The sequence below is a fragment of the Burkholderia reimsis genome, from assembly GCF_003294055.1.
Taxonomy (GTDB): domain Bacteria; phylum Pseudomonadota; class Gammaproteobacteria; order Burkholderiales; family Burkholderiaceae; genus Burkholderia; species Burkholderia cepacia.
The window spans coordinates 83,196-102,847 of record NZ_QMFZ01000014.1 but is presented as its reverse complement, the minus strand read 5'-3'; the positions used below and the strand labels follow the sequence as shown (position 1 = coordinate 102,847).

Below are 19,652 nucleotides of genomic sequence, written 5' to 3'. Positions count from 1 at the left end.
GCGCTCAGGCCGCGTTGCTGTCGAGTGCCTTCTTGAGCAGTGCGTCGAGTTCCGCGAACTGCGGTGCGCCGACGTAGCGCTTCAGGATCTTGCCGTCCTTGTCGACGACGAAGGTCGTCGGCGTGAGCTGCACGTTGCCGAACTGCTTCGCGACGCTGCCGTCGTCGAGCGCGACCTTGAACGGCAGCTGGCGCGTCTGCGCGTAGTTCGCGACGTACATCGGCGGATCGTAGTTCATCGCGACCGCGACGAATTCCAGCCCCTGACCCTTGAAGCGATTGTAGGTATCGACCATCTGCGGCATTTCCTGCATGCAGGTCGCGCAGCTCGTCGCCCAGAAGTTCACGAGATAGACCTTCCCTTTCAGGTCGCCTGCGGTCGAGACCTTCTGGCCCGACAGCAGCGTGAACGTGGCGTCCGGCACGGTGGACTTGCCGTTGAACGCGAAGAAGCCGGCAACGGCGATCGCCGCGACGACGGCGGCGGCGACGATGTAGCGGACGGGGCCGGCGCTGCGCCGGGCGGGAGGCGTGGTGTTCATCTGGAGCTCTCGGAGTCGGTCGATGACGCGGATCGAAGCAAAGGACATCGAAATTCGGCGCTCATTTTAGCGCGAATGCAGGATGTGCACCGACGGCGGCCGCGCATCCCGGAATTCACGTTCGGCGGATAATGCCCGTTTTGCCTGCCCGCTCCACGCCATGCCGAAGGAAGTCACCGATTCGTTGCGCCCCCTTTTTCGTCCGCTGCGACACTTCGCCGCGCTCGCGTGCATCAGCGTCGCGCTGGCCGCGTGCTCGCCGTCGTACGACTGGCGCACGCTGCACAACGACGCCGGCTACACCGTCGACCTGCCGGCGAAGCCGACCGTCGAGCAGCAGCCGGTGGCGATCGGCGGCGCGTCGATGCCGATGCGGATGCAGGCCGCGCACGTGGACGGCGCGGTGTTCGCGGTCGGCACGCTGACGCTGCCGGACGACAGCGACGACACGCGCCGCGCGGCGCTCGAGTTCCTGCGCACCGGGCTGTCGCGCAACCTCGCCGGCGCGCCGCAGACGGCTGCGGTGCCGGTGCCGCTTGCGGCCGGCGGCGCGGTGAACGGGTTCGAGCTGCGCATCGCGGGCGCGGCCGCCGGCGGCGATCGCGCGCGCAAGACGATCGTCGCGCGGCTTGTCGCGCGCGGCCGGCATGCGTACCAGGCCGTCGTGATTGCCGACGGGCCGCTTGCCCAGGAGCAGCTCGACCAGTTTTTCGGGTCGTTCAAGCTCGACTGACGGCATCGGCGAGCGCGCCGGGGCACCCCCTGACAACTGAAAGTTCGTTCGCAACTTTCGGCGCTAGTCGCCGGATTTTGCGAGGTTTTTTCGGCTATCCACAGCGCATGTGGATAACTTTGTTGAAAAGTTGCCCGAATTTCCCGCCAAGCCGCGCGGGACGGCCTTCCGGCCCATTTGGTCGCTCGCTCGCGTTTTGGGAAAAGGCAATCAAAACAACGAGATACGGATTCCGTGCTGCAAAGGTCCCGCCGAGCCCCGATCCGGGGCCGGATTGGTGGAATTGTGCATAAGTCAAGTCTTGACAGCCGGATTTTGTCCTCCGAGGGCACTCACAGCGCCGTCAGCGCGCGTCGGTAGCGGATCGCCTCGGCGATTTGCGCGGCCGTCGGCAGCGGGTCGCCGGCCAGGTCGGCGATCGTCCGCGCGACCTTCAGCACACGGAAATACGCGCGCGCCGACCAGCCGAAACGCTCGCCGGCCTCGCGCAGCAGCCGCTCGCCTTCGTCGGTCGGCCGGCACAGGTCGTCGGTTTCGCGGCCGCTCAGCATGTGATTCGTCTTGCCCTGCCGGTCGAGTTGCAGCGCACGCGCGTGTGCGACCCGGGCGGCCACCGCGGCACTCGGCTCGCCGGGCGCCGTCGCGCGCGACGCGAGTTCGGCCGGCGACAGCGCGGGCAGGTCGATCTGGATATCGATGCGATCGACGAGCGGCCCCGACAGCTTGCGCAGGTAGCGCGCGGCGACGTCCGGCGTGCAGCGGCAGCGGCCAGACGGATCGCCGTGCCAGCCGCACGGGCAGGGGTTCATCGCGGCGATCAGCTGGCACGCGGCGGGAAAGTCGGCCTGCTGCGCCGCGCGCGAGATCGTGATGCGGCCGGCTTCCAGCGGCTCGCGCAGCATTTCGAGCACGTGCCGGTCGAATTCCGGGAGCTCGTCGAGAAACAGCACGCCGAGATGGGCGAGCGTGATTTCGCCCGGTTGCGGCGGGTTGCGGCCGCCGACCAGCGCGGCGGCGCTCGACGAATGATGCGGGGCACGGAAAGGCCGCCGGCGCCACTGTGCCGGTGAAAAGCCGACGCGGCTGGCGGAGAGGAGCGCCGCCGACGTCAGCGCCTCGTCGTCGGTCAGCGGCGGCAGGAGGCCCGGCAGCCGTGCGGCCAGCATCGACTTGCCGGCGCCCGGCGGCCCGACCATCAGCATGTGATGGCCGCCCGCGGCCGCGACTTCCAGCGCGCGGCGGGCACCGCGCTGGCCGACCACGTCGGCGAGATCGGGGGCGGCCGGCATCGGCAGGCCGTCGAGGCACGGTGCCGCGACCGGTGCGAGCCCGGCGTCGGGCGTGCCGGCGAGGTGGGCGCACAGCGCGGGCAGGTCCGGCGCACCGAACACGGTGACGCCCGGCACGAGCGCCGCCTCGGCGGCGCTGGCGAGCGGCAGGTACAGCTCGGGAGCATCTGACGCGACGGCGGCCGGATCGGGGGCGGCCCGTTGATCGCCGTTGCCCGAGCCGGAAAGCGCGCCGGCGCGTGAACCGGAAGCCGCACCGCTTTCCGCGACCTGCCAGTCCCGCGCGACCCCGCACGCCATCGCGAACGCGCCGCGCATCGGCCGCAGCGCGCCGGTCAGCGACAGTTCGCCCGCGAATTCGCGGCCGGCCAGTGCGTCGGCCGGGATCTGGCCGTTCGCGGCGAGGATGCCGAGGGCGATCGGCAGGTCGAACCGCCCCGACTCCTTCGGCAGGTCGGCCGGCGCGAGGTTGACGGTGATGCGGCGCACCGGAAATTCGAAGCCGCAGTTCTGCAGCGCGGCACGCACGCGCTCGCGGCTTTCGCGGACCTCGAGATCGGGCAGGCCGACGATCGAGAACGACGGCAACCCGTTGGCGAGATGGACTTCGACGGTGACGTCCGGCGCACGGCCGGAGGCGGGCGCGCGACTGCGCACCACGGCGAGCGACATGGCGAGGCTCCTGTAAACAAGACGGACGGGCGACGCTGTTCGTGGCCGCGTACCGCGGTAATCGGAGAAATCGGTGCGCGCTTGCCGGCGTGGCGCGAGGAAAGAACGAGGGACAGCGAAGAACGGGGTGCTGCGAAGAGCGATGGACTACGAAGAGCGGGGTGCTGCGAATAACGAGGGACAGCGAAGAGCGGAGGTGCTGCGCAGAACGACGGACGACGAGGTGCGGTCGCGCGACTTCAGGTTTTCAGGGTTGCCGGACGCGGGCCGCACGAGGCGGCCCGCGCCCGGACCTTGCGGCCGGGTGGGGCGTCAGGCTTGCGGCGCGGCGAGCTTCTGCTCGAGTTCGGCGACGCGCTTTTCGAGTTCCTCGAGGCGCACACGGGTGCGGGCGAGCACTTGCGCCTGCGTGTCGAATTCCTCGCGCGTGACGAGGTCGAGTTTCGAAAAGCCTTGCGACAGCATGGCCTTCACGTTGCGCTCGACGTCCTTGGCCGGCGAGTTTTTCAGCAGATCGCTGACGCGCGACTGCAGATCGTTGAAAACGTCGCTGGGTTGCTTCATGTGATTCCCCTTCCTTGCACAAAAAATGTGCATCTTCAGTTGCGTACGTGCCCATGATGCACGCATGACCGGAAATGGTGCGCCGGGGGCGCGAATTCCGGGCATGGCGCCGGCATGGGTGAATGGCCCGGTGACCCGGGACGTGCGTGCACTCTAGCAACGTTCCTTTCGCCGCGCCAGCAAACCCGCCCGCGTTGGCCATTCGGCCGGGCTTGCGCACCTTACATCGCGGGATGCGACCCCTTGATGAAGCCCTTTGAAACGGTGCTCGAACCGACATGGCATGCGAGTTGCTGAGGAGAGTCCGTTACAACATTCCAACCAATTCGACGGGACAACTCAGCGAGAGGACTTCATGAAACTCATTACCGCAATCATCAAGCCGTTCAAGCTCGATGAGACGCGCGAGGCGCTGTCGGCGCTTGGCGTCTCGGGAATCACGGTGACCGAGGTAAAAGGGTTCGGCCGCCAGAAGGGGCACACCGAGCTGTATCGCGGCGCCGAATACGTGGTCGATTTCCTGCCGAAGATGAAGATCGAGGCAGCGGTGTCCGACGATCTCGTCGACCAGGCGGTCGAGGCGATCGAGCGGGCCGCGCGCACCGGCAAGATCGGCGACGGCAAGATCTTCGTCACGGCGATCGAACAGGTGATCCGGATTCGCACCGGGGAGACGGGCGCAGACGCGCTGTAACAGAACAGACAAGACAAGCGACAAGAGGAAACCCAAGATGCGCAAACTTCTGATGTCCCTGCTGATGGCCGGCTCGCTGATCGCGGCAGGCGTCGGCTCCGCGCTCGCCGACGACGCGGCGTCCGCCGCCGCTGCGTCCGCGCCCGCCGCGACGGCTTCCGACGCCTCGGCTGCCGCCGCGCCGGCTGCTTCGGCACCGGCCGCAACCGATGCATCTGCACCGGCCGCTGCCGCCGCACCGGCTTCGGGCGCCGCCGACGCATCGGCCGCCGCCGCCGCGTCCGCGCCGGCCGCACCGGCTGCGCCGACCGCACCGTTCTCGGTCGATTCGTCGAAGATCAGCGCGGGCGACACCGCGTGGATGCTGACGTCGACCGCGCTCGTGCTGTTCATGACGATCCCGGGCCTCGCGCTGTTCTACGCGGGCATGGTCCGCAAGAAGAACGTGCTCGCGACCGTGATGCAGAGCTTCGCGATCACCGCGGTGATCACGGTGCTGTGGACGGTGGTCGGCTACAGCCTCGCGTTCACGCCGGGCAACGGCTTCATCGGCGGCCTGTCGCGTGCATTCCTGCACGGCATGAACTACATCAAGGGCGACAAGGCGACGACGCTGACCGTCAGCCATCTCGCGACGACGATTCCGGAATCGGTCTACTTCGTCTACCAGATGACGTTCGCGATCATCACGCCGGCGCTGATCTGCGGCGCGTTCGCCGATCGCATGAAGTTCTCGGCGATGCTCGTGTTCATGACGCTCTGGTCGCTGATCGTCTACGTGCCGGTCGCGCACATGGTGTGGGAGCCGACCGGCTGGCTGTCGGCCGACGGCGTGCTCGACTTCGCGGGCGGCACGGTGGTGCACATCAACGCCGGTATCGCGGGCCTCGTGTCGTGCCTCGTGCTCGGCAAGCGCGTCGGCTACGGCCGCGAATCGATGGCGCCGCACAACCTCGTGCTGACGATGATCGGCGGCTCGATGCTGTGGGTCGGCTGGTTCGGCTTCAACGCGGGCTCCGCGGTTGCCGCTGACGGCCGTGCCGGCTTCGCGATGCTGACCACGCAAGTGGCGACCGCCTGCGCGGCGCTCGGCTGGATGTTTGCCGAGTGGATCGCGAAGGGCAAGCCGTCGGTGCTCGGCATCGTGTCGGGCGCGGTCGCGGGTCTCGTGGCGATCACGCCGGCCGCCGGTTTCGTCGGCGTGGCGGGCGCACTGGTGATCGGCATCGCCGCCGGCGTCGTCTGCTTCTGGTCGGCGACCTGGCTCAAGTCGAAGCTCGGCTACGACGATTCGCTCGACGCGTTCGGCGTGCACGGCATCGGCGGGATTCTCGGCGCGCTGCTGACGGGTGTGTTCGCGGTCAAGGACATCGGCGGCGCCGACGGCAGCCTGCTGCTGCAGGCGAAGGGCGTGCTGATCACGCTGGTCTACAGCGGCGTGCTGAGCTTCGTGCTGCTGAAGCTGATCGACCTGACGATGGGCCTGCGCGTGTCCGAAGAGGAAGAGCGCGAAGGTCTCGACGTGATCCTGCACGGCGAGCACGTGGAATAAGTCACACGAATCAATGGCGGGCCGCCGCGACGACGGCGCCCGCCCCGAATGAGCGCAGCGACTTCGGCCCGCCCACCCGGCGGGCTTTTTTTCTCCTGTCACGCACTGACGTAGCGGATAACCCTTCACTCTATCGGGTCAATAGCCGAAAACTTCCTGCATATCCTTGTGAAGCCGGGAACAATCCCCAAATGGGCAGGGCAATTGCTCTACAATCTTCATTCTCCCGCTCGCGAGTGATTCATGGTTCCCCACCTCGTTACGGCGTTGAACGGTCCGCTGCTCGAACTCGAGCAGAAGATCCTCGACGCGACGCCTGCGATCGAACGCTGGTTCAGGCTCGAATGGCAGGAACACACCCCGCCGTTCTATTGTTCGGTGGACCTGCGCAATGCCGGCTTCAAGCTGGCGCCTGTCGACGCGAACCTGTTTCCCGGCGCGTTCAACAACCTGCCGTCCGAAGTGCTGCCGCTTGCCGTGCAGGCCGCGATGGCCGCGATCGAGAAGATCTGCCCGGACGCGAAGAACCTGCTCGTGATTCCCGAGCTGCCGACCCGCAACGCGTTCTACCTCGAAAACGTCGCGCGCCTCGCGACGATCATGCGCCAGGCCGGCCTGAACGTGCGCTTCGGCTCGCTCGACCCGAGCATCACCGACATGACGCCGATCACGCTGGCCGACGGCCAGAAGATCGTGCTCGAACCGCTCGAGCGTTCGCAGCGCCGCCTCGGCCTGAAGAATTTCGACCCGTGCTCGATCCTGCTGAACAACGACCTGTCGGCCGGCATCCCGGCCGTGCTGGAAAACCTGCACGAACAGTACCTGCTGCCGCCGCTGCACGCGGGCTGGGCCGTGCGCCGCAAGTCGACGCACTTCGCGTGCTACGACGACGTCGCGAAGAAGTTCGCGAAGATGGTCGGCGTCGATCCGTGGATGGTGAATCCGTATTTCGCGCACGTGGAAGGCGTCGACTGGCAGGCGCATGAAGGCGAACAGGCGCTCGCCGACGCGATCGACGGCGTGCTGAAGAAGATCGCGCGCAAGTACCGCGAATACGGGATCAGCGAGAAGCCGTACGTCGTCGTGAAGGCCGACGCGGGCACGGCGGGGCGCGGCGTGATGACCGTGCACGACGCGGCCGAGATCGGCCGGATGTCGAAGGCCGAGCGCGCGCAGATGGCCGAGTCGAAGGCCGGCCTCGCGGTGCGCGACGTGATCGTGCAGGAAGGCGTGTATACGTTCGAGCGCGTCGGCGACGAAGTGGCCGAGCCCGTTGTATACATGATCGACCGCTACGTGGTCGGCGGCTTCTACCGCACGCACGCCGGCCGCGAGCGCGACCAGAACCTGAACGCGCCCGGCATGCACTACGTGCCGCTCGGCTTCGAGCACACCGCGCTGCCGGATGCCGGTGCGAAGCCGGGTGCCGCGCCGCCGAACCGTTTCTACATGTACGGCGTCGTCGCGCGGCTGTCGCTGATCGCGTCGTCGATCGAACTGGAAAAGACCGACCCCGAAGCCATCCAGGTATAACGGACCTTCGCCAAGTACAGGACCTCATGGACATTCTCTTTATCGCCGACCCGCTCGAGCGCTTCAAGATCTACAAGGATTCGACCTACGCGATGATGGCCGAGGCCGCGCGGCGCGGGCATGCGGTGTACGCGTGCCAGCCGCACCAGCTCGCATGGACGGGGAGCGGTGTCGAGGCGGACGTGCAGCGCGTGACGATCGTCGGCGACACGGCCGACCTGCACCGCGAACCGTGGTACGAGGTGGCCGCTCACGAGTCGCGTGCGCTGACGTCGTTCGGCGCGGTGCTGATGCGCAAGGATCCGCCGTTCGACATGGAATACGTAACGGCCACGTGGATGCTCGAGCTTGCCGAACGGGCGGGCGCGCGCGTATTCAACAAGCCGCAGTCGATTCGCGATCACTCGGAAAAGCTCGCGATCGGCGAGTTTCCGCAATTCGTCGCGCCGACGCTCGTCACGCGCGATGCGGCGCGCCTGCGCGCCTTCCACGCCGAGCACGGCGACGTGATCGTGAAGCCGCTCGACGGGATGGGCGGGATGGGCGTGTTCCGCGTGAAGGCCGACGGCATGAACCTCGGTGCGATCATCGAGATGCTCGGCCATGACGGCACGCGCTCGCTGATGATCCAGAAGTTCATTCCCGAGATCAAGGCCGGCGACAAACGCATTCTGCTGATCGCGGGCGAGCCGGTGCCGTATTCGCTCGCGCGGATTCCGCAGGGCAGCGAGGTGCGCGGCAATCTCGCGGCGGGCGGGCTCGGGGTCGCGCAGCCGCTGACCGCGCGCGATCGCGAGATCGCCGACACGCTCGGGCCCGTGCTCGCGGCGCGCGGGCTGTTGCTGGTCGGCCTCGATGCGATCGGCGACTGGCTGACCGAGGTGAACGTCACGAGCCCGACGTGCTTCCGCGAGATCATGGAGCAGACGGGCTTCGACGTTGCCGCGATGTTCATCGACGCGCTGGAGCGTGCGGCCGCGTAGGCCGTCTCCCGCGCAACCCCGGCGGCGGCCGCGCAGGTCCCCCGTCGCCGGAGCAGTTCGACCGGCCTGCTACAATGCCCGCTTGCCCGGTGCCGCGATCGCGCACCAAAGGCCCGGCGGTCGGGCCGAAACTGTTGCAAGGCTGACCATGAAACGTTTCCCACACTCGCTACGCTCATTGCCCCGCCGCGGGGTATCGGCCCGCCAGGGGCGGCCGGGAGCGATCTGACATGGCCGGGATCCTGATCATCGCGCACGCCCCGCTCGCCACCGCGCTGCGGGACTGCATCGCGCACATCTATGGCGGCGTGCCCGCCCGCATCGGCTGTATCGACGTGATGGCGGACAGCGATCCGGCTCAGGTGATGGCGTTCGCGCATGCGGAGCTCGCGCGGCTCCGGGAAGACAACGGCGTGGTCGTGCTGACCGACATGTACGGCGCGACGCCGGCGAACATCGCCGGCCAGCTCGCGAAGCTCGACAACGTGCGCGTGCTGGCGGGCGTGAACCTGCCGATGCTCGTGCGGGCCGTCTGCTACCGCACCGTGCCGCTCGACAAGCTCGTCGACAAGGCGCTGTCCGGCGGCGCGAAGGGCGTCCACGAAGTGTCGGCCGGCACGCCGCCGCCGCCGACGGAAACCGGCTGCGGCCAGTGCGCGCCGATTCCGCCGGAACCGCAACCGCGCACCGAGTCGCACTGATTTCCCGTTTTCCGTTTTAGACAGCACCGCCGGCGCGCGCCGCCGGCGATCCCGACCGACCCGACCGAGAATCATGCTTCAACAAGAAACCACCATCGTCAATAAATTGGGGCTCCATGCGCGCGCATCGGCCAAGCTTACGCAACTGGCCGGTAACTTCCAGTCGGAAGTCTGGATGACGCGCAACGGGCGCAAGATCAACGCGAAGAGCATCATGGGCGTGATGATGCTGGCGGCGGGCATCGGCAGCACCGTGACGATCGAGACCGAAGGGCCCGACGAGCGGGAAGCGATGGACGCACTGCTGAAACTGATCGCGGACAAATTCGGCGAAGGCCAGTGATCCGCGCGTGCCGCGCACGGGATCGTTGCCGTTTCCAGTCAGAATGCCGCGGATTCCGCGGCATTTTTTTCGTCGGAAGCATTGATGCGGAATGCGCAATGCTGCGGTGCATGCAGTCAGCGGGGAGTCGCGGAATTTATAATCGCTAACCGGGGTCATAAGCGCATCGCAGCAGTGTGCCGCGGCTTTACTTGTACAGAGGAGGTGCGCGTGTCCTTCACGCTGCATGGCATTCCCGTCTCACGAGGTATCGCGATCGGGCGAGCGTACCTGATCGCGCCGGCGGCGCTCGACGTCGCCCATTACCTGATCGACGCAAACCAGACCGATGCCGAGGTCGAGCGCTTCCGCACGGCGCTCGATGTCGTGCATCACGAACTCGAGGCGCTGCGCGCCGACCTGACCGACGACACCCCGAGCGAGGTCGGTGCATTCATCGACGTCCACGCGATGATCCTGGGCGACGAGATGCTCGTGCAGGAAACCATCGACCTGATCCGCACGCGCCGCTACAACGTCGAGTGGGCGCTGACCGAGCAGCTCGAGCTGCTCACGCGTCACTTCGACGACATCGAGGACGAATACCTGCGCGAGCGCAAGGCCGACATCGAGCAGGTGGTCGAGCGCGTGCTGAAGGCGCTCGCCGGTGCACCGTCCGCGTCGCAGGCGCTCGACCGCGCGGCCGCGAACGGCACGAACGAGATGATCGTCGTCGCGCACGACATCGCGCCGGCCGACATGATGCAGTTCAAGTCGCAGTCGTTCCAGGCGTTCGTCACCGACCTCGGCGGCCGCACGTCGCACACGGCGATCGTCGCGCGCAGCCTCGGCATTCCGGCCGCGGTCGGCGTGCAGCACGCGAGCGCGCTGATCCGCCAGGACGACCTGATCATCGTCGACGGCGACCAGGGCATCGTGATCGTCGATCCGGCGCCGATCGTCCTCGAGGAGTATTCGTACCGGCAGTCCGAGAAGCTGCTGGAGCAACGCAAGCTGCAGCGTCTGAAGTTCTCGCCGACGCAAACGTTGTGCGGCACCAAGATCGACCTGTACGCGAACATCGAGCTGCCCGACGACGCGAAGGCGGCCGTCGAGGCCGGCGCGGTCGGCGTCGGGCTGTTCCGTTCCGAGTTCCTGTTCATGCATCAGAAGGAGATGCCGGAAGAGGAGGAGCAGTTCGCCGCCTACAAGCGGGCCGTCGAGTGGATGAAGGGCATGCCGGTGACGATCCGCACGATCGACGTCGGCGCGGACAAGCCGCTCGAGGCGCTCGACGAGGGCTACGAGACGGCGCCGAACCCCGCGCTCGGCCTGCGCGCGATCCGCTGGAGCCTGTCCGAGCCGCAGATGTTCCTCACGCAGTTGCGTGCGATCCTGCGTGCGTCCGCGTTCGGCCAGGTGAAGATCCTGATCCCGATGCTCGCGCACGCGCAGGAGATCGACCAGACGCTCGACCTGATCCGCGAGGCGAAGCGCCAGCTCGACGACGCGGGGCTCGCGTACGATCCGAACGTGCGCATCGGCGCGATGATCGAGATCCCGGCCGCGGCGATCGCGCTGCCGCTGTTCCTGAAGCGGTTCGATTTCCTGTCGATCGGCACGAACGACCTGATCCAGTACACGCTCGCGATCGACCGTGCGGACAACGCGGTCGCGCACCTGTACGACCCGCTGCACCCGGCCGTGCTGCACCTGATCGCCTATACGTTGCGCGAAGCGAAGCGCGCGGGGGTATCCGTGTCGGTGTGCGGGGAGATGGCGGGCGATCCGGCGCTTACGCGCCTGCTGCTCGGGATGGGGCTCACCGAGTTCTCGATGCACCCGAGCCAGCTGCTCGTCGTGAAGCAGGAGATCCTGCGCGCACACCTGAAGGCGCTCGAAAAGCCGACGGCCGACGTGCTCGCCGCGTTCGAGCCGGAGGAAGTGCAGGCCGCGCTGCAGCGCCTGTCGGTCGCCGAGCCGCGCGCGGATGCGGCCGCATAGGCGCCCAAGCCGCCGCTAAAACAGTAGCGAAGTGTCACCACGCATGCGCCGCCTGGCGCATGCCCGTCGCGCGTCAGTGCCGGCCCCCGCACACGGGGCAGTCGGCTTGGCGCGCGATTTTCATCGTCGTCCATTCCATCCGCAGCGAATCGAGCATCATCAGCCGCCCGTTGAGCGTCTTGCCGATGTCGCCGATCACGCGCAGCGCCTCGGCGGCCTGCATCGCACCGATGATCCCGACCGTCGGCGCGAACACGCCCATCGTCGCGCACGCGACTTCCTCGAACGGCTGGTCTTCCGGAAACACGCACGCATAGCAGGGCGCGGCCGGGTCGCGGAAATCGAACGTGCTGATCTGGCCGTCGAAGCGCAGCGCGGCGCCCGACACGAGCGGCACGCCGTGCGCGACGCACGCGCGGTTGATCGCGTGCCGCGTCGCGAAGTTGTCGGTGCAGTCGAGCACGACGGTCGCGTTCGGCACGTGCGCGTCGAGCCATGCGTCGTCGACGCGTGCGGCGACCGCGTGCACCTTCACCTCGGGGTTCAGTTGCGCGAGCGTGTCGCGCCCCGATTCGACCTTGCTGCGGCCGACCGAGGCCGTCACGTGCAGGATCTGCCGCTGCAGGTTCGTGAGATCGACCGTGTCGGCGTCGACGAGCGTGATCGTGCCGACGCCCGATGCCGCGAGGTACATTGCGGCGGGCGAGCCGAGGCCGCCCGCGCCGACGACGATCGCATGCGCATCGAGAAAGCGCTGCTGCGCCTCGATGCCGATTTCGTCGACGAGGATGTGGCGGGAGTAGCGAAGGAGTTGATCGTCGTTCATGGGGGGAGTCGTGGGCGAAGCGGCGGACGTGTCGTTATTTTAGGCGCGCATGAAAAACGGGCCATCGCGGTCTTCCCGCGATGGCCCGTCGGATGCCGGCCGGCGCTTACTTCGGCGCCGACGCGGGCTTCGGTGCGGAAGCCGGCTTCGCGCTTGCGCCCGATGCCTTCGGGGCCGTGGCGGCCTTGCCGGCCGTGGCCTTCGTGCTTTCGGCGAGCAGCGACTTCGATTCCTGCACCGGCTTGCCTTCGAGCTTGTTGAGCGCCTGCTGCATCATGAAGTCGTCGGCGCTGCCGAACTCGATCGGCTTGCGATCGCGATCCTTCTGGCGCTGCTCCGGCGTCTTCTTGTCGTTCTGCTCTTCGAGGACGCGCAGTTGATCCATCCGGCGCTGCTCGCGCTCTTCCTGTTCCTTCTTCTCGTTCGGATCCTGCGTGTTCGCGAGGTGGTTCGTGTAGTCGACCTCGCGCGTCACGAGCACGTCGTCCGGATCGCCGTCCGCGTACTGATCGACCGGCACGTCCGGCGTGATGCCCTTGTTCTGGATCGAACGGCCGCTCGGCGTGTAGTAGTACGCGGTGGTCAGGCGCAGCGCGGTGTCGGCCGTCATCGGGCGGACCGTCTGCACCGAACCCTTGCCGAACGTCGTCTTGCCCATGATCTGCGCGCGCTTCGAATCCTGCAGCGCACCGGCGACGATTTCCGACGCGGACGCCGAATAGGCGTTCGTCAGCACGATCATCGGCACCGTCTTGAAGACCGGCGGCAGGTTCTTCAGCGGATCGCCGTCGAAGGACGGCAGGCGATAGTTGTCGTACGTATCGCGGTAGACCTGCTTCGAATCGGGGATCTGGCCGTTGGTCGACACGACCACGGAGTCGGGCGGCAGGAACGCGCCGGCCACGCCGACCGCGCTCTGCAGCAGGCCGCCGCCGTTGTTGCGCAGGTCGAGGACGAGGCCCTTCAGGTTCGGCTGCTGGCGTGCGATGTCCTGCAGCTTCTGCGCGAGATCGGGCGTCGTGCGCTCCTGGAAGCTCGTGATGCGGACATACGCATAGCCCGGATCGAGGATCTTCATCTTCACGCTCTGGACCTTGATGATCGCGCGCGTGACGGTGACCGGGAACGTGCGGTCGTCGCTCTTGCGGAAGATCGTCAGCGTGACCTTGGTGCCCGGCTCGCCGCGCATCTGCTTCACGGCCTTGTCGAGCGTCATGCCGCGCACCGGCTTGTCGTTGATGCGCGTGATCAGGTCGCCCGGACGGATGCCGGCGCGGAACGCGGGCGTATCTTCGATCGGCGAGATCACCTTGACGAGGCCGTCTTCCTGCGAGATCTCGATGCCGAGACCCGCGAAGCGGCCCTTCGTCTGCTCCTGCAGCTCGTCATAGTCGGTCTTGTCGAGGAACGACGAGTGCGGGTCGAGGCTCGACACCATGCCCTTGATCGCGGCCGTCAGCAGCTTCTTGTCGTCGACCGGTTCGACGTACTCGCGCTTGATCTGTCCGAAGACTTCCGCGAACAGGCGGAGCTGGTCGAGGGGAAGCGGCGCCGTGGCGGTCTGCTCGGCCGATGCGGAAACCTGCAGCGTGGCGAACACGCCCGTGGCGAGGCCCGCGGCAATCAGGCCGATGTTCTTCAATTTCATTCGCATAGAGATCTGGTGCGGTCGGGAAGCGCGTGGCGGTAGCGGGGATGTAGCGGACAAGTATAACTGTTCGTCCGAAGACTCAGTGGAACGGCGCGAATTGCGTCGCAGCGGGCGTCGCGGCGGCCCCGGAAGGCGGCCCGGCCGGGCACCGCCGGACGCGCCGCGGGTTCGAAAGCGGATTCGACAGCGCCGGGGGCGCGAAGGTTCGCGCGGTGCGCCGGCAAGGGGCGGGGCCGGGGTCGGGCATGCCGGGCCGGACGCGGCCCGCCTGGCCCGGCAGGCTCGCTCGGCCGGCTCACCCGGCCGACGGGCGTCAGCCCGCCTTGCCCTGCTTCGCGACGGCGGCCTGCGCCTGCGCGATCGCGTCCTGGTCGCCGAGGTAATAGTGCTTGATCGGCTTCAGGTTCTCGTCGAGTTCATACACGAGCGGCACGCCGTTCGGGATGTTCAGGCCGACGATGTCGCTGTCCGAGATGCCGTCGAGGTACTTGATCAGCGCGCGCAGCGAGTTGCCGTGCGCGGCGATCAGCACCTGCTTGCCGGCGCGGACCGCCGGGGCGATCGACTCGTTCCACAGCGGCAGCACGCGCGCGACCGTGTCCTTCAGGCACTCGGTGAGCGGCAGCTGCTCGCGCGGCACCTTCGCGTAGCGCGGGTCGTTGAACGGCGCGCGTTCGTCGGTCGGCTCGAGCGCGGGCGGCGGCGTGTCGTAGCTGCGGCGCCACACGAGCACCTGGTCGTCGCCGAACTTCGCGGCCGTTTCCGCCTTGTTCAGGCCCGACAGCGCGCCGTAGTGGCGCTCGTTCAGGCGCCACGAGTGGACGACCGGCAGGTACATCAGGTCCATCCGGTCCTGCACGTGCCACAGCGTGCGGATCGCGCGCTTGAGTACCGACGTGTACGCGATGTCGAACGTGTAGCCGGCCTCCTTGAGCAATTCGCCGGCCTGGTAGGCCTCGTTGCGACCCTGTTCGGTCAGGTCGACGTCGACCCAGCCGGTGAAGCGGTTTTCCTTGTTCCACGTCGATTCGCCGTGGCGGATGAGAACGAGTTTGTACATGGATCTTGCGGTCGGTAGTGATAGGGAAGCGGGGCGCGTCGTACGGGACCCGACCGGGGCCCGCCATCGCGCAAGACGGTTATTTTATAATGGCGGGATTGTCCTCATCCGATTTCTCTTTTTCCGGCGGAATTCCGTGACGTTCTTTACCGATTACACCAACCTGGCCCTTATCGCGATCCTGGTGGTATCCGGCGGCCTGCTGGCCTGGCCCGCGCTGCGCCGCGGTCGCGGCGGCCTGTCGGCCGCAGAGGCGACACAACTCATCAACCGCCGCAACGCGGTCGTGATCGACGTGCGCGCCGCATCCGACTTCGCGGCCGGCCACCTGCCGTCGGCCCGTCAGGTCGCGGCGGGCGAGATCGGCGCGAAGATCGCGCAGGTCGCGAAGAACAAGAGCACGCCGGTGCTGCTCGTCTGCCAGAACGGCCAGCAGTCGCAGAAGGCGGCGCGCGAGGTCGAGGCGGCGGGCTACGCCGAGGTGCACGTGCTCGAGGGCGGCGTGGCTGCCTGGCAGCAGGCCGGGATGCCGGTCGTCAAACAAGGAGTGGCGAAGTGAACAAGGTTTTGATGTACAGCACGCAGGTGTGTCCGTATTGCATCCAGGCCGAGCGCCTGCTGAAGCTGCGCGGTGTCGAGCAGATCGAGAAGGTGCTGATCGATCGCGATCCGGCCCGCCGCGACGAAATGATGTCGCGCACGGGGCGCCGCACGGTGCCGCAGATCTATATCGGCGACACGCACGTCGGCGGCTACGACGATCTGTCGAAGCTCGACCGCGAAGGCGGGCTCGTTCCGCTTCTGCAAGCGGCCTGATTAGGGCAGAATGGCCGCCGGCCGCGCCGCGGCTTGGGCGCGCAGGATTCATCCGTGGCGGCCGGCGCGAAGCCGGGCCGCCCCGTCACCACTTTTAGGGAAACACCATGTCCGACGTCGAAAACCAACCGTTCTTCAACATCCAGCGCGTCTACCTGAAGGATATGTCGCTCGAGCAGCCGAATTCGCCGGCGATCTTCCTCGAGCAGGACATGCCGTCGGTTGAAGTCGAAGTCGACGTGAAGGCCGACCGCCTCGCGGAAAGCGTGTTCGAAGTCGTCGTGTCGGGCACCGTCACCGCGAAGGTGAAGGACAAGGTCGCGTTCCTGATCGAAGCGAAGCAGGCCGGCATTTTCGACATCCGCAACATTCCGGACGAACAGCTCGACCCGCTCGTCGGCATCGCGTGCCCGACGATCCTGTTCCCGTACCTGCGTTCGAACATCGCCGACGCGATCACGCGCGCGGGCTTCCCGCCGATTCACCTGGCGGAAATCAACTTCCAGGCGCTGTACGAACAGCGTCTCGCGCAGCTTCAGCAGCAGGCCGGCGCCGCAGCAGGCGCGCCGAACGGCACGACGCTGAACTGACGTTTTGCTCGGAGGACCGGTGCTGGGTATGAAAGTAGCCGTTCTCGGCGCCGGTGCCTGGGGCACCGCGCTCGCGGGCCATCTGGCCGCGCGGCACGATACGCTTCTGTGGGCGCGCGATGCCGCGCTCATCGCCGGGCTGCAGGCCCGGCACGAAAATTCCCGCTATCTGGACGGCATCGCGCTGCCTGACGCGTTGCGCTACGACGCCGATCTCGGCGCCGCGCTCGCGCACGGCGCCGCGGACGACGCTCTGTGCGTGATCGCCGCGCCGGTGGCCGGGCTGCGCACGCTGTGTCATGCGATGCGCGCTGCGGGCTGCGTGCCCGCGCACATCGTCTGGGTCTGCAAGGGCTTCGAGGCCGATACGCATCTGCTGCCGCACCAGGTGATCGCGGCCGAGCTGCCCGAACAGCACAGCAACGGCGTGCTGTCGGGGCCGAGCTTCGCACGCGAGGTCGGGCAGTCGCTGCCCGTCGCGCTGACGGTGGCGAGCACGTCCGCCGAATGCCGCGAGCGCACGCTCGCCGCGTTCCATCACGGCGCGATGCGGATCTATACGGGTGACGACGTGGTCGGCGTCGAGGTCGGCGGCGCGGTGAAGAACGTGCTCGCGATCGCGACCGGTATCGCCGACGGCCTCGGCCTCGGGCTGAACGCGCGTGCCGCGCTGATCACGCGCGGCCTCGCCGAAATGTCGCGGCTGGGCGTCGCGCTCGGCGGCCGAGCGGAAACCTTCACGGGCCTGACCGGCCTCGGCGACCTGATCCTCACCGCGACGGGCGACCTGTCGCGCAACCGCACGGTCGGCCTGCAACTGGCGGCCGGCCGCACGCTGAACGACATCCTCGGCGCGCTCGGCCACGTGGCCGAAGGCGTGCGCTGTGCGCAGGCCGTGCTGGCCATCGCGCGGGCGCAGTCGATCGAAATGCCGATCACCGAAGCCGTGTGCGGCGTGCTGTTCGACGGCATCGCGCCGCGCGACGCCGTCAGCGGCCTGCTGCGGCGCGACGCGCGCGCCGAGTAGCGCGGCCGGGCGCCGCCTGGCGCCGTGTTCACCGCGGGCGCGCGGCGTCAAAGCGCGCTACGCTTGAACAGTCTCCGGCGCTCCGGGAGGTTGTCATGCTGCAGATTCATTCCACCACGCTCGATGCGCAGGTCGTCGACATCACGACGCTCGATGTCGACGCGATCGTCAACGCCGCGAACGGCTCGCTGCTCGGCGGGGGCGGCGTCGACGGCGCGATCCACCGCGCGGCCGGCCCCGGCCTGCTCGCAGAGTGCCGCACGCTCGGCGGCTGCGACACGGGCGACGCCAGGCTCACGCGCGGCCACGGGCTGCCGGCGCGTTACGTGATCCATGCGGTCGGGCCCGTGTGGCATGGCGGCGGGCGCGGCGAGGCCGACCTGCTCGCGTCGTGCTACCGCCGCGCGATCGAGCTGGCCGAGGAGGTCGCGGCGACGTCGATCGCGTTCCCGGCGATCAGCTGCGGAATCTATCGTTATCCGGCCGAAGAAGCCGTCGACGTCGCCGTGGGCACCGTCGCCGAAATGCTGCCGCAGGCGCCGAACCTCGCACGCGTGGTATTCGCGTGCTTTTCCCCCGACATCTACGACCTGTACCGCGCGCGGCTCACGCGGACGTGACGTCTTCCGCGGGGCGGGAGGCGCCGTCCCGGTGTCATGCGCCGCCTTCGAAACCGGCCTGGCGCCACGCCTCGAACACGACCACCGCGACCGTGTTCGACAGGTTCAGGCTGCGGTTGTCCGGCCGCATCGGCAGGCGCACGCGCTGTTCGTTCGGGAAGCGCTCGAGCAGTTCGGCGGGCAGGCCGCGCGTCTCCGAGCCGAACACGAACCAGTCGCCGGGCAGGAACGCATGATCGTGGAAGCGGCCCGAGCCGCGTGTCGTGAACGCGAACATTCGCGCCGGATCGGGCGTTTCCGCCGCGATGAACGCGTCCCAGTCGCGGTGTACGCGCATCTGCGCATACTCGTGATAGTCGAGGCCCGCGCGGCGCATCCGCGCGTCGTCGAGCGGGAAGCCGAGCGGCTCGATCAGGTGCAGGTGCGCGCCCGTATTGGCGCACAGGCGGATCACGTTGCCGGTGTTCGGCGGGATTTCGGGGGCGACGAGGACGACGTTGAACATGTTTCGGTTTGGCTGGGCCGGCCGGGGCGGCGCTACGCGCGCGTTCCCGGCCGGCCGGTTCGTGACGGCCGCCGCCGTGTCCGGTCGGTCGGCCTCTCTATCTAATTAATCCCTGGCGGTGCGCAGCGCAACCAGATTCGTCACGCGTGCGGCGCCCGTCGCCTTCAGTGCGTGCGCGGCGGCCGCGAGCGTCGCGCCGGACGTCATCACGTCGTCGACGAGCGCAACGTGGCGGCCGGCGACGCCGCCCGTCACCGCAAATGCCGCGATCACGTTGTCGCGTCGTGCGTGCCGGTCGAGCCGCGACTGCGGCGCGGTGTCGGCGATGCGCGCGAGCAGCGCCGCATCCGCGCGCACCCCGAGCCGCCGCGCGAGCGGGCGCGCGATCGCCCACGCCTGGTTGTAGCCGCGCGCGACGAGCCGCCGGTGCGACAGCGGCACCGGCGCCACCAGGTCGAAGCCGCTGGCGCCGGGCGTATCGTCGATCAGCCGCGCGAGCCGTGCCGCGAATTCGGTGCCGAGCGCAAGTTGCCGGTGAAACTTCAGGCCGCGCGCGAGCCCGTCGAGCGGCGCGCGGTAATCCGCCAGCGCGAGCGTCGCATCGAACGGCGGCGGTGCCGCACGGCACGCGTCGCAACGGTACGCGGCCGCGCTGCCGGCGCCGGCGCGAGCGCCGCGGGGCCGGTACGAACGCGGTTGCCCGATGCCCAGCGGTATCGCGCAGACGCCGCAGCGCAGCCGCGCTTCGTTCCAGTACGCGGCGTCGCAGGCGACGCAAATCATCGTGTGTGACAAATTGCCGCACAGTGCGCAGCGATTCGGCAGCGCGACCGCGGCGACGCGCGCGGCCAGCGCGCGAACCTGCGACAAAGCGACGCGCATCGTGCGCCGGGCGGAACTGCGGATCATCGCAACACTCCTGACACCCCGCCTCAATGAAGCCTGCGGGGCGAGCGAGTATACTTCGGG

Annotated in this window: 21 protein-coding genes; 13 read left to right on the top strand and 8 right to left on the bottom strand. The window is 68.1% G+C overall.

What is annotated here, in order from left to right; translation table 11 throughout:
- Nucleotides 1-4 precede the first annotated feature (4 nt).
- On the bottom strand, nt 5-541 hold the full coding sequence (locus DPV79_RS18030; protein ID WP_027789046.1) for a TlpA disulfide reductase family protein: 537 nt from the start codon (nt 539-541) through the stop codon (nt 5-7).
- Between the two features lie 160 nt (nt 542-701).
- On the opposite strand from DPV79_RS18030, the gene DPV79_RS18025 reads away from it, so the two are divergent.
- Nucleotides 702-1,274, top strand: coding sequence for a hypothetical protein (locus DPV79_RS18025; RefSeq protein ID WP_113046081.1), 573 nt, complete (start codon nt 702-704; stop codon nt 1,272-1,274).
- Between the two features lie 332 nt (nt 1,275-1,606).
- On the opposite strand, the gene DPV79_RS18020 is transcribed toward DPV79_RS18025, so the two are convergent.
- A complete protein-coding gene (locus tag DPV79_RS18020) occupies nt 1,607-3,235 on the bottom strand; it encodes a YifB family Mg chelatase-like AAA ATPase (RefSeq protein WP_113046080.1) in 1,629 nt (542 codons plus the stop codon).
- 312 nt (nt 3,236-3,547) lie between these two features.
- Entirely contained in the window at nt 3,548-3,799 is a 252-nt protein-coding gene (locus tag DPV79_RS18015) for an accessory factor UbiK family protein (RefSeq protein ID WP_006489451.1), read from the bottom strand.
- Nucleotides 3,800-4,154: 355 nt separating this feature from the next.
- Here DPV79_RS18015 and DPV79_RS18010 point away from each other — a divergent pair, with 355 nt between their 5' ends.
- From DPV79_RS18010 to ptsP, 7 genes are all read left to right on the top strand, one after another.
- Nucleotides 4,155-4,493 carry a P-II family nitrogen regulator gene (locus DPV79_RS18010; RefSeq protein ID WP_027789049.1) on the top strand — a complete coding sequence of 113 codons (339 nt, stop codon included), beginning with the start codon at nt 4,155-4,157 and terminating at the stop codon, nt 4,491-4,493.
- Between the two features lie 37 nt (nt 4,494-4,530).
- Nucleotides 4,531-6,045: an ammonium transporter gene (locus DPV79_RS18005; RefSeq protein WP_059489822.1), complete on the top strand. Its 1,515-nt coding sequence runs from the start codon at nt 4,531-4,533 to the stop codon at nt 6,043-6,045.
- Nucleotides 6,046-6,288: 243 nt separating this feature from the next.
- Nucleotides 6,289-7,578: a glutamate--cysteine ligase gene (gene gshA / locus DPV79_RS18000; protein ID WP_021164335.1), complete on the top strand. Its 1,290-nt coding sequence runs from the start codon at nt 6,289-6,291 to the stop codon at nt 7,576-7,578.
- Nucleotides 7,579-7,604: 26 nt separating this feature from the next.
- Nucleotides 7,605-8,561, top strand: a complete 957-nt coding sequence (gshB, locus tag DPV79_RS17995; protein WP_113046079.1) for a glutathione synthase — start codon at nt 7,605-7,607, stop codon at nt 8,559-8,561.
- 230 nt (nt 8,562-8,791) lie between these two features.
- On the top strand, nt 8,792-9,262 hold the full coding sequence (locus DPV79_RS17990) for a PTS sugar transporter subunit IIA (RefSeq protein ID WP_021163157.1): 471 nt from the start codon (nt 8,792-8,794) through the stop codon (nt 9,260-9,262).
- A gap of 73 nt (nt 9,263-9,335) precedes the next feature.
- Nucleotides 9,336-9,605, top strand: a complete 270-nt coding sequence (locus DPV79_RS17985) for an HPr family phosphocarrier protein (RefSeq protein ID WP_006477716.1) — start codon at nt 9,336-9,338, stop codon at nt 9,603-9,605.
- Between the two features lie 210 nt (nt 9,606-9,815).
- Complete coding sequence (gene ptsP, locus DPV79_RS17980) at nt 9,816-11,588, top strand: phosphoenolpyruvate--protein phosphotransferase (RefSeq protein ID WP_021163156.1); 1,773 nt, start codon at nt 9,816-9,818, stop codon at nt 11,586-11,588.
- A gap of 73 nt (nt 11,589-11,661) precedes the next feature.
- Here ptsP and DPV79_RS17975 read toward each other — a convergent pair whose 3' ends face one another.
- From DPV79_RS17975 to gpmA, 3 genes are all read right to left on the bottom strand, one after another.
- Nucleotides 11,662-12,414 carry a HesA/MoeB/ThiF family protein gene (locus DPV79_RS17975; protein ID WP_048025695.1) on the bottom strand — a complete coding sequence of 251 codons (753 nt, stop codon included), beginning with the start codon at nt 12,412-12,414 and terminating at the stop codon, nt 11,662-11,664.
- A 106-nt stretch (nt 12,415-12,520) separates the two neighbouring features.
- Entirely contained in the window at nt 12,521-14,068 is a 1,548-nt protein-coding gene (locus DPV79_RS17970) for a S41 family peptidase (RefSeq protein ID WP_021163154.1), read from the bottom strand.
- A gap of 310 nt (nt 14,069-14,378) precedes the next feature.
- A complete protein-coding gene (gpmA, locus tag DPV79_RS17965; RefSeq protein ID WP_021164239.1) occupies nt 14,379-15,125 on the bottom strand; it encodes a 2,3-diphosphoglycerate-dependent phosphoglycerate mutase in 747 nt (248 codons plus the stop codon).
- Between the two features lie 136 nt (nt 15,126-15,261).
- On the opposite strand from gpmA, the gene DPV79_RS17960 reads away from it, so the two are divergent.
- From DPV79_RS17960 to DPV79_RS17940, 5 genes are all read left to right on the top strand, one after another.
- Nucleotides 15,262-15,684, top strand: coding sequence for a rhodanese-like domain-containing protein (locus tag DPV79_RS17960; protein WP_021164238.1), 423 nt, complete (start codon nt 15,262-15,264; stop codon nt 15,682-15,684).
- The gene (grxC, locus tag DPV79_RS17955) at nt 15,681-15,941 is read left to right on the top strand and encodes a glutaredoxin 3 (RefSeq protein ID WP_021164237.1); all 261 of its coding nucleotides are present in this window, start codon (nt 15,681-15,683) and stop codon (nt 15,939-15,941) included. The genes DPV79_RS17960 and grxC overlap by 4 nt, the downstream gene beginning before the upstream one ends.
- Nucleotides 15,942-16,048: 107 nt before the next feature.
- Nucleotides 16,049-16,531: a protein-export chaperone SecB gene (gene secB / locus DPV79_RS17950; protein ID WP_011353285.1), complete on the top strand. Its 483-nt coding sequence runs from the start codon at nt 16,049-16,051 to the stop codon at nt 16,529-16,531.
- A 28-nt stretch (nt 16,532-16,559) separates the two neighbouring features.
- Nucleotides 16,560-17,558, top strand: a complete 999-nt coding sequence (locus DPV79_RS17945) for an NAD(P)H-dependent glycerol-3-phosphate dehydrogenase (protein WP_027789057.1) — start codon at nt 16,560-16,562, stop codon at nt 17,556-17,558.
- Nucleotides 17,559-17,653: 95 nt separating this feature from the next.
- Nucleotides 17,654-18,178 (top strand): O-acetyl-ADP-ribose deacetylase, encoded by a 525-nt coding sequence (locus DPV79_RS17940; protein ID WP_113046078.1) that lies wholly within the window; start codon nt 17,654-17,656, stop codon nt 18,176-18,178.
- A gap of 34 nt (nt 18,179-18,212) precedes the next feature.
- Here DPV79_RS17940 and trmL read toward each other — a convergent pair whose 3' ends face one another.
- Together trmL and DPV79_RS17930 are read right to left on the bottom strand one after the other, a co-directional pair.
- Nucleotides 18,213-18,683 carry a tRNA (uridine(34)/cytosine(34)/5-carboxymethylaminomethyluridine(34)-2'-O)-methyltransferase TrmL gene (trmL, locus tag DPV79_RS17935; protein ID WP_048025693.1) on the bottom strand — a complete coding sequence of 157 codons (471 nt, stop codon included), beginning with the start codon at nt 18,681-18,683 and terminating at the stop codon, nt 18,213-18,215.
- A 105-nt stretch (nt 18,684-18,788) separates the two neighbouring features.
- The gene (locus DPV79_RS17930; RefSeq protein ID WP_113046077.1) at nt 18,789-19,592 is read right to left on the bottom strand and encodes a ComF family protein; all 804 of its coding nucleotides are present in this window, start codon (nt 19,590-19,592) and stop codon (nt 18,789-18,791) included.
- Nucleotides 19,593-19,652 lie beyond the last annotated feature (60 nt).